Source organism: Rhizobium viscosum, assembly GCF_014873945.1.
GTDB lineage: Bacteria > Pseudomonadota > Alphaproteobacteria > Rhizobiales > Rhizobiaceae > Rhizobium > Rhizobium viscosum.
In genome coordinates this window covers 2,855,173-2,871,091 of the sequence record NZ_JADBEC010000001.1, presented here as the reverse complement: position 1 = coordinate 2,871,091, position 15,919 = coordinate 2,855,173, and the positions used below count along the sequence as shown (strand labels likewise).

At 62.1% G+C, this 15,919-nt stretch carries 14 protein-coding genes; 3 read left to right on the top strand and 11 right to left on the bottom strand.

Annotated elements, in window-relative coordinates:
* Position 1: 1 nt before the first annotated feature.
* Positions 2 to 919, top strand: a complete 918-nt coding sequence (locus H4W29_RS14045) for an isoaspartyl peptidase/L-asparaginase (protein WP_113204116.1) — start codon at positions 2 to 4, stop codon at positions 917 to 919.
* Between the two features lie 22 nt (positions 920 to 941).
* Positions 942 to 1,733 carry a transporter substrate-binding domain-containing protein gene (locus H4W29_RS14040; RefSeq protein ID WP_113116746.1) on the top strand — a complete coding sequence of 264 codons (792 nt, stop codon included), beginning with the start codon at positions 942 to 944 and terminating at the stop codon, positions 1,731 to 1,733.
* 57 nt (positions 1,734 to 1,790) lie between these two features.
* Here the strand turns inward: H4W29_RS14040 and H4W29_RS14035 are convergent, their stop codons facing one another.
* Complete coding sequence (locus H4W29_RS14035; protein WP_192729444.1) at positions 1,791 to 2,792, bottom strand: LacI family DNA-binding transcriptional regulator; 1,002 nt, start codon at positions 2,790 to 2,792, stop codon at positions 1,791 to 1,793.
* A 193-nt stretch (positions 2,793 to 2,985) separates the two neighbouring features.
* Between H4W29_RS14035 and H4W29_RS14030 the strand changes: the two genes are divergently transcribed.
* Positions 2,986 to 3,462 (top strand): cupin domain-containing protein, encoded by a 477-nt coding sequence (locus H4W29_RS14030; RefSeq protein ID WP_192729443.1) that lies wholly within the window; start codon positions 2,986 to 2,988, stop codon positions 3,460 to 3,462.
* Between the two features lie 9 nt (positions 3,463 to 3,471).
* On the opposite strand, the gene H4W29_RS14025 is transcribed toward H4W29_RS14030, so the two are convergent.
* From H4W29_RS14025 to fae, 10 genes are all read right to left on the bottom strand, one after another.
* On the bottom strand, positions 3,472 to 5,085 hold the full coding sequence (locus H4W29_RS14025) for a GMC family oxidoreductase (RefSeq protein ID WP_192729442.1): 1,614 nt from the start codon (positions 5,083 to 5,085) through the stop codon (positions 3,472 to 3,474).
* A gap of 8 nt (positions 5,086 to 5,093) precedes the next feature.
* Positions 5,094 to 6,311 carry a mandelate racemase/muconate lactonizing enzyme family protein gene (locus H4W29_RS14020; RefSeq protein WP_192729441.1) on the bottom strand — a complete coding sequence of 406 codons (1,218 nt, stop codon included), beginning with the start codon at positions 6,309 to 6,311 and terminating at the stop codon, positions 5,094 to 5,096.
* A gap of 11 nt (positions 6,312 to 6,322) precedes the next feature.
* Entirely contained in the window at positions 6,323 to 7,741 is a 1,419-nt protein-coding gene (locus H4W29_RS14015; RefSeq protein ID WP_192729440.1) for an aldehyde dehydrogenase family protein, read from the bottom strand.
* A 96-nt stretch (positions 7,742 to 7,837) separates the two neighbouring features.
* Positions 7,838 to 9,427, bottom strand: coding sequence for a dipeptide ABC transporter ATP-binding protein (locus H4W29_RS14010; RefSeq protein WP_192729439.1), 1,590 nt, complete (start codon positions 9,425 to 9,427; stop codon positions 7,838 to 7,840).
* Positions 9,424 to 10,269: an ABC transporter permease gene (locus H4W29_RS14005; RefSeq protein WP_192729438.1), complete on the bottom strand. Its 846-nt coding sequence runs from the start codon at positions 10,267 to 10,269 to the stop codon at positions 9,424 to 9,426. Before H4W29_RS14005 ends, H4W29_RS14010 begins: the two co-directional genes overlap by 4 nt.
* An 8-nt stretch (positions 10,270 to 10,277) precedes the next feature.
* Positions 10,278 to 11,237, bottom strand: a complete 960-nt coding sequence (locus tag H4W29_RS14000; protein ID WP_312872303.1) for an ABC transporter permease — start codon at positions 11,235 to 11,237, stop codon at positions 10,278 to 10,280.
* 53 nt (positions 11,238 to 11,290) lie between these two features.
* A complete protein-coding gene (locus H4W29_RS13995) occupies positions 11,291 to 12,916 on the bottom strand; it encodes an ABC transporter substrate-binding protein (RefSeq protein WP_192729437.1) in 1,626 nt (541 codons plus the stop codon).
* A gap of 36 nt (positions 12,917 to 12,952) precedes the next feature.
* Positions 12,953 to 13,948 (bottom strand): LysR family transcriptional regulator, encoded by a 996-nt coding sequence (locus H4W29_RS13990; protein WP_192729436.1) that lies wholly within the window; start codon positions 13,946 to 13,948, stop codon positions 12,953 to 12,955.
* Positions 13,948 to 15,393 (bottom strand): NAD-dependent succinate-semialdehyde dehydrogenase, encoded by a 1,446-nt coding sequence (locus tag H4W29_RS13985; protein ID WP_192729435.1) that lies wholly within the window; start codon positions 15,391 to 15,393, stop codon positions 13,948 to 13,950. The genes H4W29_RS13990 and H4W29_RS13985 overlap by 1 nt, the downstream gene beginning before the upstream one ends.
* A gap of 1 nt (position 15,394) precedes the next feature.
* Positions 15,395 to 15,904: a formaldehyde-activating enzyme gene (gene fae / locus H4W29_RS13980; protein WP_192729434.1), complete on the bottom strand. Its 510-nt coding sequence runs from the start codon at positions 15,902 to 15,904 to the stop codon at positions 15,395 to 15,397.
* Between the last annotated feature and the right edge of the window lie 15 nt (positions 15,905 to 15,919).

Here is a 15,919-nt window from a genome sequence, read left to right as displayed (position 1 = left end):
CATGCTGCTCTTGGCCAATAAAGAAGCCTGGCCCGGGTTCCCGACGACGGTGCAGATGCTGCGCGAAGGCGCCATCAGCCTCGACGCCATGGTCGCCGGCATCAGCAAGGTGGAAAGCGAAGTCCGGGTCCGTAGCGTCGGTTACGGCGGCTGGCCGAACATGCTCGGCAATATGGAACTCGACGGCGCCGTCATGGATGGCAACACCCGCGATGTCGGCACTGTCGGCGCCGTGCCGAATACGCTGCCGGTCGCTCGCCTCGCCCACGAAGTCATGAAGCGCCTGCCGCATGTGATGCTGACCGGCGATGGCGCTCGCCGCTTTGCCAGTGAAATCGGTTTCTCCGAAGATGACGTGCTCTTCGAAGACAGCAAGCGCGTCTGGTGGGAGCGCCTGGAAAAGGAACTGTCACCGGAGGAACTGGCGAAATTTCCCGATATCCCGTTGGCGCCGCTCAGCCGCACCATCACCGACCCGGAGCGTGTACGCGACACGACCGTCTTCCTGTCCGCCGACCCCACACGCGGCATCCACGCCGCGACCTCCACGTCCGGCTGGGCCTGGAAATATCCCGGCCGCCTCGGCGATAGCCCTATTCCCGGCGCCGGCTTCTATGCCGACAGCCGTTATGGCGCGGCGGCCTGCACCCATACCGGTGAGATGACCATGCGCTGCTCGACCGCACGCACCGTCGTCCTGGCGCTCAAATTCGGCTATTCGCTTTCCGACGCCGTCAAGCTGGCGGTCGAGGAACTCAATGAACTGTCCTCCGGTTTCCTGGCCGGCGTGGTCATCCATGCTGTCGATGCCAAGGGCAACCATGAGGTCGTGAATTTCAGATGCGAGGGCGAAATCCGCTACTGGCTCTGGGAGGACTCGATGCCCGAACCGGAACTTCGGGCCGCGAAACAGGCATAAACAAGAAGAGGGAAATGGAACCATGAAACGCATTCTCACAGCCATTGCCGCGCTGGCCGTCGTTGCCGGCTCTGCGCTTCCGTCCTTTGCCGGCATGCTCGACGACATCCGCTCACGCGGCGTCGTGCGCATCGGCGTATCGCTTGGCGGCGAGCCGATCGGTTTCCGCGACGCGCAGAACAACCCCGTCGGTTACGACGTCGATGTCGCCAACCGTCTGGCCGAAAAGCTCGGCGTACCGGTCGAATTCACCGACGTCTCGGGCGATGCGCGCATCTCCATGCTGGTTTCCGGCCAGATCGACGTGGCGATCGCCAATACCTCTGCCACGCTCGAGCGCGCCAAGGTCGTCGACTTCTCGATCCCCTATAACCGCGCCGGCCTGCGCGTCATCGTCCAGAAGGACGCCGGCATCAAGGAACTGAAGGATCTCTCGGGCAAGAAGGTCGTCGTCGGCCGTGGTACGACGGGCGAGACATTCCTCAAGTCCGCCGTTCCGGATGCGCAGCTCGTCTATGTCGACCAGTTCGCTCCCGATGGCGTACTGCAGCTCCAGCAGAAGCGCGTCGATGCTGCGATCGAAGATTCCTCGCTGCTCGACTATCTCGCCACCAAGAACCCGACGCTGGTTACGCTCGCCGGCCTCTATTCCAACGACCCGATCGGCATGGCTGTCGCCAAGGGCGATCCGGAATTCGTCCGCTGGCTCGACATGTTCGTTTCCGACTACATCCAGTCGGGCGCTTATGAAGCCAATTACAAGAAGTGGTGGGGCGCAGAAGCCAACCCGCCGGCTCTGAACCCGCAGTGGTAGGATGATCCTCACAGGCCGCCTTCGGGCGGCCTGTTTGCTATCAGGAGGTCATTTCTATCAGGCGGTCAGGCGCGGAAAATAGGTTGTCGGCACGATGACCGGTGGCTGGCCGGGGTGAAAATCGCCAGGATTTGCGATGAAATCCACGATGTGCTCGACATAGACACTCTTGTCGTAGCCGATCGAGGAAATCGGATAGGCGTCGAAATCGGTGAGCGAGAGATTGTCGAAACCATAGAGCCGGAAACGTGTCGGCCGGTTGCCGGGAAAATCGGCGCGGCAGACATCGAGAATGCCCATGGCCATCGCATCTGACGTGCAGAAGATCGCATCCGGACAATCAGCGCCAGCCAGTTCCTTTGCCGCCGCATGCCCGCTCTCATAGGAATAGTCGCCTTGCACTGTGTGCACCAGCTCTATGCCATTCTTCGTGAAGGCCTGTCTGTAAAAGCCGATACGCGCCTGTTCCATCGGCGAGGACGAACGGCCGGTGACGAGACCCGCCCGCTTCACGCCCTTCTTCGCCGCATTGGCGACGGCTTCGGCAATACCGCTGCCCTCGTCGGGCATGACGACGGGCGAGAGATCGTCATGCAGACCGTTCAGCATGACGACGAGATCGGAGCGGAACATGCGCCTGACGGTCGGCGCATCCGCAAAATCCGAAAAGACCAGCGCCGCATCGACATGATAGGCAACGCCGTTGCGCAGGAACTCCTCGACGCGGGCGACCGAGCCGATGCGGATCATGATGACCTGTTTGCCGATCGACTGGATCTGGTCGAGCAGCCGGTCGAAAAGATCGAGGTCCGAGAGATCATGGATGTGATTGACGACCACGGCGATGAGATTGACCGTCTTGGTCGTCAGGCTCTGCGCCAGAAGGTTCGGCTTGTAGCCGAGCCGGGCGGCCGCCTCGACCACTCGTTCGCGCTTGTCGGCAGAAACCGGCCGCGGCTCGTTGGAGAGCGCCCGGCTCGCAACCGCTCGCGACACTCCTGCCAGCTTTGCAACATCGGCAATTGTCGGAGCGGTATCGCGGCCAATGTTTTGTGTCATATTCGAGCGCTTTCCAACCTGTCATGGCGTGATAGCGCAGAGAGGCGCATCTTCGCTATCGGAAACTTGCAATCATCCACTTTCATGGCACTGAAACCGGCGCCACCAGCCCTTTTCGCCGCAATGCCAGCCAGCAGCTCTTGGCCGCTGGCCTCGCCTTATCTAGATTGCCATCAAAAGCAGGAGGAGCAGCATGAGCGACGATCACGATCACAAACATATCGACTGGCGCGAACATGGCGTGAAAGTCATTCCCGGCAATGCGCTCGATCCGAATACCGCCCAGACACCGGGCATGAACCGCGCGACCGCCATCAATAATGCGCGCGCCGGCGCCGAGAAGATCTGGGCCGGCACGGTGACGATCCATGCCAATGCCAAGACTGGCGCCCATCATCACGGCGATCTCGAGAGCATCATCTATGTGGTGAAGGGCAAGGCTCGCATGCGCTGGGGAGAGCATCTCGAATTCACCGCCGAAGCCGGCCCCGGCGATTTCATCTATGTGCCGCCCTTCGTGCCGCATCAGGAAATCAATGCCAGCCGCGACGAGACGCTGGAATGCGTACTCGTGCGCTCAGGCCAGGAACCCGTCGTCGTCAACCTCGATATTGAGCCGGTCGAAAAGCCGGAGAATGTGCCGTGGATCGATCCGATCCACAGACACTGAGACCGGTTTTCAGGCAGCGGCGAGGATCATCGCCGCGCCCCTCTCCGCCACCATCATCGTCGGCGCATTGATATTGCCCGCCGTGATATTCGGGAAGACCGAAGCATCGACGATCCTGAGCCCATTGATGCCGTGCACCTTGAGCGATGCATCGACCACGGACGACGAGGCGTCCGGGCCCATCGCTGCCGATCCGCAGAGATGGTAGATCGAACCGGAATTGCCGCGGAAATAGCTAAGCAGTTCCTCATCGGTCTGGGCTTCCACTGAAGGCGGCATCTCCATTTCGGTAATCGCCCGCAGCGCCGGCGCCTCCATGATACGCCGCACCAGCCGGCTGCCCTGGATCACCTCTTCCTCGTCATGAACGGTGCCGAGATAGTTCGGCCTGATCTGCGGCGCATCTGTCAATTCAGGCGAGACGATACTGACACTGCCGCGGCTCGTCGGCCGGCACGAGTTGAAGGCCAGCAGAAAGCCCGAATAGGGCTCAGGCTTCAATCCCGCCTTCGGATCGGTCGGAATGCGATAGGAGAGCGGATTGAAATAGAGCTGGATATTCGGCCGCTCTTCCTCCGGGCTGCCGCGCAGGAAGGCGCCAGCCTGATTGACACTGAGCGCCAGCGGCCCCCGTCGCGTCAGGATGTAACGCAGGGCCTGACGCGCCTGCCCGAAGATCGTGCCGAGTTCGTCATTCAGCGTCGGCACGGTGGAACGATAGTAGAAACTGGCGCAGAGATGATCCTGCAGATTCTTGCCCACCGCCGGCAGATGCCGGACGAGCGGAATGCCAAGGGATTGCAGATGTGCGCCATCACCGATGCCGGAAAGCTGCAGGAGCTTCGGCGTATCGACCGCACCTGCCGAGAGGATAACCTCCTGCCGTGCCGCATAGCTGGTGATACCGCCCGCGCCGATCACCTCGACGCCTGTGGCACGCGCCTCCGCATCGACGATCACCCGGCGCACCCGGCTGTTGCGCAGGATCGCGAGATTGGGCCGCCCGAGCGCCGGCCGCAGATAGGCGAGCGACGAAGACGAGCGCACGCCGTTGCGTGTATTGATGTCGTAGATGCCGGCGCCTTCGATGTTTTCGCCGTTGAAATCCGCATTCAGCGGCAGCTGCAATTCGGCGCACGCCTCCAGGAAACGATCGGTGATGGCATGCGACTGGCCGCGCATCGGCGTCACATGGATCGGACCGCCGGCGCCATGATATTTGCTCTCGCCGCCGGCATGGGTTTCCAGCTTGCGGAAGAAGGGCAGCACATCTTCATAGCCCCAGCCGAGATTGCCGGCGGCCTTCCAGTCATCGAAATCATCGGCGGATCCACGCACGAAGATCATCGCATTGATGGAGCCCGAACCACCCTGCACCTTGCCGCGCGGCGCGTAGATCCGGCGGCCGTTGAGTGCGGCTTCCGGCTCGCTCCAATACATCCAGTTGACCTTCGGATCGTAATAGGAGCGCGCATAGCCGACTGGGATGCGAAACCACGGCGAACTGTCGTTGCCGCCGGCCTCGATCAGCAGCACATTGTGCCTGCCGCTTTCGCTGAGGCGTGCCGCCAGAATGCAGCCGGCCGAGCCGGCGCCGACGATGATATAATCGCATGTCGTCATCTTCGTTCTCAGCCGCGGGCCGGGGCAAAAGCCTTCACGTCGGCGGGCTTGTCATCCATTTGCAGATGCAGTCGCTGCCCTTCGTAAGGTGAGTGTTTGGCGACGACATCGAGATTGAGTTCCACGCCCAGCCCCGGTTCGTCTGACGGGATCAAGTAGCCGTCCTCGAAGCGCAGCGGCGTCTTCAGGATCTCGGCGTAGAAGCCCGAGAAATCGACGATCGCCTCATGGATCAGGAAATTCGGCGAGGACGCGGCAAGTTGGATGCTTGCAGCGGCGCCGATGGGGCCGTTGTAGAGATGCGGCGCGATCTGCGCATAATGCGCCTCCGCCATGCCGGCGATCTTCTTGGATTCCAGAATGCCGCCGGCACGCGCCACGTTCATCTGCAGGATAGAGGCAGCACCGGTTTCCAGCACACGCTGGAACTCGTATTTGGTCGTCAGCCGCTCGCCCGTCGAAATCGGGATCGAGGTCTTGCGGGCGACCTCGGCCATAGCCTCTTCCTGACCCGGAGGCACCGGCTCCTCGAACCAGAGCGGATCATATTTCTCCAGTCGCTGCGCCAGCCGGATCGCCGAGGACGGTACCATCTGACCATGCGTGCCGAAGAGCAGATCGGCGCTGCTGCCGACAGCCCCGCGGATCTTGGCGCAGAATTCCTCGCAACGGTCCATGACACCGAGCGAAACCTGATGGCCGGAATAGGCCGTATAGGGGCCGGCCGGATCGAACTTGACGGCTGTAAAGCCCATCTCGACCATCCTCATCGCGCATTCGGCGGCGAGATCCGGATCGTTATAGTCATATTCGCCGGCTGCGTTCTTCGGATAGAGATAAGTGTAAGCGCGCAGCTTCTCATGCACGCGCCCGCCGATCAGTTTATGCACCGGCTTGCCCGCCGCCTTGCCGATAATATCCCAGCAGGCGATCTCCAGGCCAGAGACGATACCCATCATCGTCGGGTCCGGCCGCTGCGTGAAGCCGCTCGAATAGGCAAGCCGCCAGAAGCGCTCGACATCATGCGGATCATGGCCAAGCAGGTAGCGCTGGAAGACGTCCCCGATCAGCGGCACGAGCGCCTGCGGATGGAAGGCAGTCGAGTAGATTTCCCCGACACCCTCGATACCGTCAGCCGTCGTCAGCCGCACGAAGATCCAGTACATGCCGCCGATATGCGGCGGCGGGACGGCGACGACGTGGGTGGAAAGCGATGCGATCTGCATGGCCGTGATCCTCAATGCTTGAGTATGACGAGGCGCGTCTGGGTGAATTCGAGCATACCGTATTTGCCATCGTCGCCGCCGAGGCCTGAGCGCTTCCAGCCGGCGTGATAGCCCTGATAGGGGTCGGCCGGGAACCGGTTGACGTAGAATTCGCCGGCCTCGATCGCATCGGAAAAGCGCATGATCGTACGGTGATCGTTTGTGAAGAGCACCGAGCTCAGACCGAACTGATGGTCATTGGCAAGCGCCAGCGCCTCCTCCGTCGTGTCATAGGCGACAACAGGCAGCACAGGGCCGAAAATCTCTTCGGCGATGATCTCCATATCCTGACGGCAATTGGAGAGCAGCGTCGGTTGATAAAAGAAGCCGGGGCCTTCAGGCAAGATGCCGCCGGCCTCGATCCGCGCGCCCTGCTCCACCGCCTTCAACACGGCCTTGTGCACATTCGTCTGCGCAGACTTGGTGGCGAGCGGACCGACACGGGACGCGTCGACCGAGCGATCGCCGAAGGCGCGCGCGGCAAAGCCTGCCTTCAGCTTGGCAAGCAGCGCGCCATGAATGGAACGATGCACATAGACGCGTTCCGGCGCTGTGCAGAGCTGGCCGCAATGATTGGTCTTGGCAGCAACAAGCTGCGCGGCGACTGCATCGAGATCGGCATCCGGCTCGATGATGACGGGCGTCTTGCCACCGAGTTCCAGCGATGGCTTGGCAATGTTTGCCTTGCAATAATCCAGCACGACACGACCGGCCTGCAGGCTGCCGGTCAAAGTGATCATCCCGACCTTCGGATGCGTGCAGAGCGTGGCCGCAACCTCGTGCGACATGGTGAGAATGTTGATGAGTCCGGCCGGCAAGCCCGCCTCGACCGCAGCCTCGGCAATCTCGAAGGCCGATGTCGGCGTCGAATTGCTCGGGCGCACGACGACGGCATTGCCGGCGATCAGTGCCGGGGCGATCTTGCGCACCAGCGTGTAGATCGGGAAGTTGAAGGGGATAAGGCAGGCGACGACACCGATCGCCTCGCGCTTCAAAAGCAGCGTCTCATTGGCATTGTCGCTGGGGATGATTTCGCCTTCGATACGCCGCGCCCATTCGGCGTGATAACGCATCAGCTCGGCGCCATAGATCGCTTCGCCCGTCGCATCGGCAAGGCTCTTGCCGGATTCCAGCGCCAGTGCCGCGCCGATCTTTTCGGCCCGCTGCTCGATGACGGCGGCAAACTTTCGCAGCGCATCACCGCGTGCAATCGCCGGCAGCGCACGCCATTCTTTCTGCGCCTTCGCCGCGGCCTCGACAGCCTCGATAGCTTCGGCCACAGTCGCCGACGGCACTTTGGCGAATTGGGCTTCCGTTGCTGGGTTGAGCACCGGCACCAGCGTGCCGGAAGACCGGAATTCTCCGGCGATGAAATTGCGATATTCCGTCATGACGGTATCCTCAGGACAATAGCCAACCACGCGCATGCCGGCCTCTGCCGGCCATGCGTTGAAACGAAACAGGGTGCCGTCGCCCGGAAGCGACGGCTAGAATGTGCTGCGGCCCGGCGCCGCGTCGAGAAGCGTTCTCGTATAGGGGTGCGTCGGCGCCTGCAGCACCTGAGCCGCACTGCCACGCTCGACGATTTCACCCTTCTGCATCACCACGATCTCGTCGCTGATCTGGGCAGCGACGCGCAGGTCGTGAGTGATGAAGACGATGGCGAGCTGCAGCTTCTCCTGCAGCTCGCGAAGCAGTTTCAGAACCTGCGCCTGCACGGAGACGTCGAGCGCCGAAACGCTCTCATCCGCGATCAGCACATCCGGCCGCATGGCAAGCGCCCGGGCAATGCCGATACGCTGCCGCTGTCCGCCGGAAAATGCAGATGGCTTGCGCCAATAGGCACTCTTCTGCAGGCCGACGAGATCGAGCAGTTCTTCCGCACGACGCTTCGCCTCGCCTGCTTCCATGCCGGCCAGCTGGGCGGACCGTGCAATCATCGGCCCGACGCGGCGGCGCGGATTGAGCGAACCGAACGGATCCTGGAAAATCATCTGGATCGACCGGCGGCGAGCCCGCAGCGGTGCCGGCGAAAGACCGAGAAGATCGGCACCCGCCACTTCTACCCGGCCGCTTTTCGGTTCGATCAGCCGGATCATAGCCTTGGCAAGCGTGGACTTGCCGCAACCGGATTCACCGACGATGGAGAGAACCCGGCCCGGCGGCAATGTCAGCTCCACGTGCTTCAGAACCTGAACGCTGCCGTAGGAATGCTGCAGATCACGAACTGCAAGCACCGGCTCCGCGCCTGTCGGCGCGACAGGACGATCATGTGGCGTCAGGCTCGGAACTGCTGCGATAAGCTCCTTGGTATAGGGGTGGTTCGGGGCCGTCAGCACCTGCTTCGCCTCACCGATCTCGACGATCTCACCATGGCGCATCACCGCCACGCGATCGGCAATATCGGCCACCACACCGAAATCATGGGTGATGAAGACGATGCCGTGGTCATGCAGGTCGCGCAGTTCGCGCACCAGTTTCAGCACCTGCGCCTGCGTCGTCACGTCGAGCGCCGTCGTCGGCTCGTCGGCAATCAGCACGCGCGGGTTCATGGCAAGCGCCATGGCGATGACGACACGCTGGCACTGGCCACCGGAAAGTTCGTGCGGATAGGCCTGCAGGATACGGTCAGGGTTCGGCAAATGCATGGATTCGACCAGCGCCCGGGCACGTCTCCTGCGCTCGGCGGCATCGAAATCCGAATGCAGTTCGAAGACTTCTTCGATCTGCGCCGAGACCGTCATCGCCGGATTGAGCGAAGCAATCGGCTCCTGGAAGATCATGGCGATATCGCTGCCTCGGATAGCGCGGAACGCCCGTTCTGAGAGACCGACGAGATCGGTATCCCCGAGCATGACCTTACCGCCGGCAACCTTCAGCCCTTCCGCGACCGCGCCCATCAGCGCGCTCGACAGGACCGACTTGCCCGAACCGGACTCGCCGACGATACAGAGGATTTCCCGCGGCTTCAGATCGAAGCTCGCAGCTTTCACGGCGTAGGGCCGGTCGGCTCCCTTCGGCAGGGCGACGCTCAGATTTTCGACCCGAAGGATCGGCTGGTTTTCGTTGCTGCTCATGCGCGCCTCCCCTGCGCTTCCGAGACTTCCCGCAATCCGTCCGCCAGCAGGCTCAAGCCCAGCATCAGAGATGAGATCGCAAGGCATGGAAAAATCACGAGATGCGGGAAAGCGATCGCCATGGCGCGGCCTTCATTCACCATCGTGCCCCAATCCGGTGTCGGTGGCGGCAGGCCGAGGCCGAGGAAGCCGAGCGTACCGATGGTGATCGCCGTGTAGCCAAGGCGCAGGCAGAAATCGACTGCGAGCGGCCCGCTGGCATTGGGCAGAATATCGAAGAGCATGATGCGCCAGGTGCTTTCGCCCTGCGTCACCGCTGCAGCCACGTAATCGCGGCTGGCGACATCGATGGTGATGCCGCGTACGATGCGGAAGATCGCCGGCGCGCTGCCGAAGGTGACGGCAAGCACGATATTGAAGGGCGAGGAACCGACGACGACAATGATGACGATATAGAGCACCAGAACCGGGAAGGAGAGGACCACATTGGCGATGTAGGACAAAACCGCATCGCCCCAGCCGCGCCAGTACCCGGCGACAAGCCCGAGTGCCACGCCGACCACATAGGCTGTCAGTGTCGCAAGTGTGGAGAAGATCACCACCGTGCGGGCGCCATAGATCAGGCGTGAAAGAATATCGCGGCCGAGCTTGTCGGTACCGAGCCAGAAGATGTTGCCGGACTTATCGGCCATACCGGGCTTTGCGAGTGGCAGCAGCGTGCGGATCGGATCGTAGGGCGCAAGCAACGGCGCGAAGATCGCCACCAGCAGCCAGGCGATCGTCAGGAAACCGCCGATCACGACGACCGGGTTGGAAAGATAGGGTGTTACAGCTTTCCGCATGGCAGCCCTCACTTCCGTCCCTTGGCTGCATCGAGCAGCGAGACGCGGGGGTTGAGCCAGCCATAGGCTAAGTCGGAGAGGATCTGTGTGGCAACGACGACCACGACACTCACCATCGCGCAGGCCTCGACAAGGCGAATATCGCTGTTGAGCGCGGCGTCATAAAGAAGCGTGCCGAAGCCCTTATAGGCATAGAAGACCTCCACGACGATGACGCCCGAAAGCAGCCATGGAAACTGCAGCATGATGACGGTAACCGGCGTGATCAGCGCATTGCGCAGTGCATGACGCCACACGATGCGCGCCGTGCTGGCACCTTTCAGCCGCGCCGTGCGGACATAATGCGTGCCCATGACTTCGATCATCGAGGCGCGGGTGACACGCGCCAGATAACCGGTGGAATAGAAGCCGAGCACCAGAACCGGCAGGATGATCTGTTGCAGCGAAAAACCCGTCAGCATGGTGCTGGCACCGGGCAGCCAATGTAGCCAGAACACGAAGACGGCCGAGAAGAAGACGGCAGAGGCGAAATCCGGGATCGAGGTCGTGGCGATCGCGATGAAGGAAATAACGCGATCAAGCACTGAACCCGGGCGCATGCCGGCAATGACTCCTGCAAACAAGCCGACCGGAACGATGATGAGCAGTGCTCCGCCCGCCAGGATGCCCGAAGCCGCAAGGCGGTCCGGGATCAGCTGGGAAACCGGCGCACGATAATAGGTGGACATGCCCCAGTCTCCGGTCACGAAGGACCAGAGCCAGCGGCCGTAACGAATGATGAAAGGATCGTCGTAACCATTGGCCGTCAGCCACTGCGCGCGCTGGGCCGGCGTCGAGAACTGGCCGAGGACCTTGACGGCGACATCGCCGACATTGACCTCCAGCGCCAGGTAAACGAGCAGCGACACGGTAAACATCACCGCGAGTGCGCCTGCCAGTTTACGAAGAATGAAAAGGAAAACGGTCACGGACCACCTCTTTGCCGGGTCGGGGCCGCCGCGACGAGCGGCCCCGCCGAAGATCAAGCCTTGGCGAGCCAGACGCCATCCATGCGGAAATAATCCGCCGGATGGAGCACGAAACCGCGGACGGTGGTGGCTGCGGCGCTGAAGCGGTTCGGCCAGTAGGGTTGAATGATGACGCCGGAATCCTGCAGGATCTGCTGGACATCCTTCATGGCCTCAGGGCGCTTGGCCGGATCGACGACAGCCATCGCCTTATCGAGGGCGGCGTCGAACTCCTTGCTTGCGAAATGGCTCTCGTTCCAGGCACCGCCGGAACGATAGGCGAGGTCGAGCGTCATGGCGCCGAGCGGGCGATGCGCCCAGTAGGTAAGGCCGAAAGGAACCTTGTCCCAGATCGGCCAGTACTGCGAGGCCGGCAGCACATTGAGCTTCAGCCGGATGCCGGCTTCGGCCAGATTCTGCTGCAGTACCTGCGCGGTATCCTGTTCCCAGGTACCCTGCGTGTTGCCGAGCGTCAGCTCAAGGTCCAAACCGTCCTTGTAGCCGGCTTCTGCGAGAAGAGCCTTGGCCTTCTCGACATCGCGGGGCACAGCCGGCAGGGCGAAGTAATCGGGCTGAACCGGGGAGACGTGGAAGTTGGCGCCAACTTCGCCTTCGCCGCGATAGGCGACGTCGAGCATCTGCTTGTTGTCGGCGGCAAGCTGCACGGCCTTGCGCACGCGAATATCGTCGAACGGCTTCTGGTCGGACTGCATGCGCATGACAAGCGTGTGCGCAGCCTTGCCGGTCAGGATCTGGATGTTCGGCAGCGACTTCATGAGATCGTATTCGGCGATCGTCGCGCGGTAGATGATATCGATCTGGCCGCTCGAAAGGGCTGCGAGATGCGTGGTGATATCAGTGCCGAGGTCGATATACTGAATGCCGTCAAGATGGGCCGGCGTGCCCCAGTAATCGGCGCGCTTGGAAAAGACGGCCTGACGGCCGACTTCGTAAGCGTCCAGCTTGAAGGGGCCGGTACCGATTGGATTGGCCGGCCAGTTGGCGCCACCCTTGACGAAATCACGGTGCAGCATCGGGCAGGTATAGGAATAGAGCTGTTCGGGCAGCGAGGAAACCGCGCGCGACAGCGTGATGCGGATCGCGTGATCGCCCGTCTTTTCAACCTTCTCGACGGCCGAGAAGGCTGTCTTGTTGGAAGACTGCGAGTCCGGTGCGATCCAGCGCTGGATGTTGAAGATCACGTCTTCGGGCGTGAAGGCATCGCCGTTCGACCATTTGGCGCGCTCGTCGAGTTCGAAATCCCAGGTCTTGAGATCGGCGGACGGCGTCCAGCTCTTGGCGAGATAAGGATGAGTGACGTTATCGGCATCGACATAGGTCAGGAATTCCAGGCTGTTGCGATAGAGGTTCGAGGCCTCGATCCAGCTCGTCATCATCGGATCGGTCAGTTCCTGGATCTGGCAGCCGAAACGCAGCGTGCCGCCATCCGTCGGCGTTTCCTCGGCGAGTGCCGGCTTGCTGTCACCAAGGAAGGCGCTGGCGGAGGCCGCCGTCACACCAAGCCATGCGACGGCACGCAGGAAACCGCGGCGATCGATCTTGCCGGCACGGACCTGTTCGCACAGTTCCGGCACCGAGGGATGCAGCGGATTGCCGCTGTTGGTTTTCAATTCAGTCATGATCTGCCTCCTCCTTGAATGGCAGTGTGTTCGCTATCAGACACCCTCTGTGCCAGACACGATGCGCAGGGCGGGCTTTTCACCGTCGTTCACCATACGATTGCTGAAGCGGCTGATGATCCAGGATCGAAACCCTGCAATCAGAGGATCCACCAGCCCTTCCGCATCGGTCTTCAGGTAATAGCCGAAGCCTTCGTAATAATGTGCGGTAACCGGCGCAACCAGGCGTCCGCTTTCTATTTCCTCTCGAAACAGCGCCGGGTCTGCTAGCACGAGGCCCTGCCCCGACAACGCGTACTGAACCCCGAGGCTGGCGCTGTCGAATGTCACCCCCCGCGCCACGGAAACCCCGCCAAGCCCGTTCTGCACAAGGAAGCGCTGCCAGGTAAGGTAGGGCTCCATGTCGACGATCTTGACGTGGATGATCTCGTTTGCGGCAATGAAACTCGCCAGATCCGAAATCCCTCCCCGCACCAGATCGGGATGGCACAGGATCGTCGGCCGCTCCTCCCAGAGCAGGTCGGTGATCCATTCATCGACGGCCGGCCGCGCATAGACGACCGCCACATCGAATTCGCTGTCCGGCACCCCGTAAGGCGTTGAAACCTCCAGGAGCACCTCAGGAAAGCTGCGTCGGAAATCCGTCAGCAGCGGCACGGTGAGTTTCATCGCAAAGCTCGGCGGCAGATTGATGCGCAGCTTGCGTTGGCGCTGTTCTTCCGGCGCGCAAACCTCCTTCAGTGCCTGTTCGATACGGTCAAAACCCTTGCCGATGCCGGCGGCAAGCGAGCGCCCGGCATCCGTCAGCGTCGTGGCCTTGTGCCCGCGTTCGAAAAGCTTGCGCCCGATGCTCTCTTCCAGACCGATGACATGCCGCGAAAGCGCGCTCTGCGAAATGTTGAGCGCGGCGGCTGCCGCCGTGAAGCTGCCATGATGCGCCACAGCCTCGAAGGCCCTGAGCGCATTCAGCGGCAACCGGCGGCGATCGACCGCTGGATCCTTCTTCGTCTGGGGAGAGCGATCCTCCGTCATTATCCTGCAAGCCCGCCGAACAGGACGTATTTGCTCTCCAGATATTCATCGAGCCCTTCGGCAGCACCTTCGCGACCGAGGCCGGATTGCTTGACGCCACCGAATGGCGCTACTTCCGTCGAGATCACGCCTTCGTTGATGCCAACCATGCCCGCTTCCAGCGCTTCGGCAACACGCCAGGCGCGGCCGAGATTTTGCGTGAAGAAATAGGCCGAAAGGCCAGTCTCGGTATCGTTGGCAAGCGCGATCGCCTCTTCCTCACCCTTGAAGCGAAAAAGGCCGGCGACGGGACCGAAGGTCTCTTCGGTCGCAAGCGCCATATCCTTCGTCATGCCGGTCAGCACCGTCGGCGCATAGAACAGGCCGCCGCGCTCGTGCCGCTTGCCGCCGGTCAGCACCTTGGCACCCTTTTCGACGGCATCACTCACATGCCGCTCGACCTTCGTCAGCGCCGGCGCATTGATGAGCGGCCCCTGCAACGCGCCATCCTCGACGCCGGGTGCCACCTTCATCGCCGCAACGGCCTTGGCAAGCGCCTCGGCGTAGCGGTCATAGATGCCGTCCTCGACGAGGATGCGGTTGGCGCAGACGCAGGTCTGTCCGGTATTGCGGAACTTGGAAGCGATCGTGCCGCGCACGGCCTGGTCGATATCGGCATCATCGAACACGATCAGCGGCGCGTTGCCGCCGAGTTCGAGGCTGATGCGCTTTACCGTATCGGCACTCTGTCGCATGAGCAGCTTGCCAGTGGCGGTCGATCCCGTGAACGAGAACTTGCGCACGACCGGGCTCTTCATCCAGACGCCGACCACATCGGCCGGCGACTTCGTCGTCACGACATTCACGACACCGGCGGGAACGCCGGCCTCTTCGCCGAGGCGAGCAAGCGCCAGCGCCGAAAGCGGTGTGTCCTCGGCCGGCTTGATGATGATGGTGCAACCGGCAGCGAGCGCCGGGCCGACTTTGCGGGTGATCATCGCCAGCGGGAAATTCCACGGCGTCACAGCTGCGACGACACCGACCGGCTCCTTCATTACAACGATGCGAGCATCCGCCTTGTGCGACGGCACGACACCGCCATGCGAGCGGCGCCCCTCCTCGGCAAACCAAGTCAGGAAGCCGGCTGCATAGGCGACTTCGCCGCGCGCTTCGGCTAGCGGCTTGCCCTGCTCGGCTGTCAGTAGCCGCGCGAGGTCTTCCTGGTTGGCGAGCATCAGCTCCGCCCAGCGGCGCAGCACTGCGGAGCGCTCTGAGGCGAGTGTCTTGCACCATGTCTTGAAAGCCCTGGCGGCAGCATCGACCGCCTGCTGGGCTTCAGCAGCACCGCAATCCGGCACCGTCGCAAGCTCGCTGCCGTCGGCAGGATTGAGCACGACGAAGCGCTTGCTATCAACAGCACCTCCCCAGCCTCCGCCGATCAGCGCATTGTCTTCGATGAGTTTCATATCAGGCGACCTTAGGCGTAAAGAACGGATTGCCGACCGTTGCTACGCCTTCGGCAAGCTCGGCACGCGACGGCCAACCTTTCACCAGTGCGCGCTTGGCGGCAAGATGCGTCGCAGCCTTGTTGTTATGATATACCTCTTCCGCGTCGTTTGCCGATGGATTGACCCATACGGCTGCAATCGCGACCCAGTCGTCCTCGGCTTCTGCCGGCAATGAGCCGTCGAGCAACGCCGCAGTGATGCCGGCGGCAACACCGGCCTGCGCCGGCCCCCAGGTCATCAGTTCATGCGAAGAGCCTGACTCCATCACGGCCTTGGCGATGAAGAGCGTCACCGGCTTTGCCGGCAGGTTCGGTTTCAAGACCGCCTGGAACGGCAGATGGCCGGGACCGGGGCTTGCTGCCGCACCGGCGAGTGCGCCGGAAATCGGGCCATTCTTCGGGCCGAGATAGAGGTTGATATGCGCGGCGTTCGGGCCGGAACCCTCGAAACCTTCACCGATATAAAGCATTGAAATCTCCAGTAG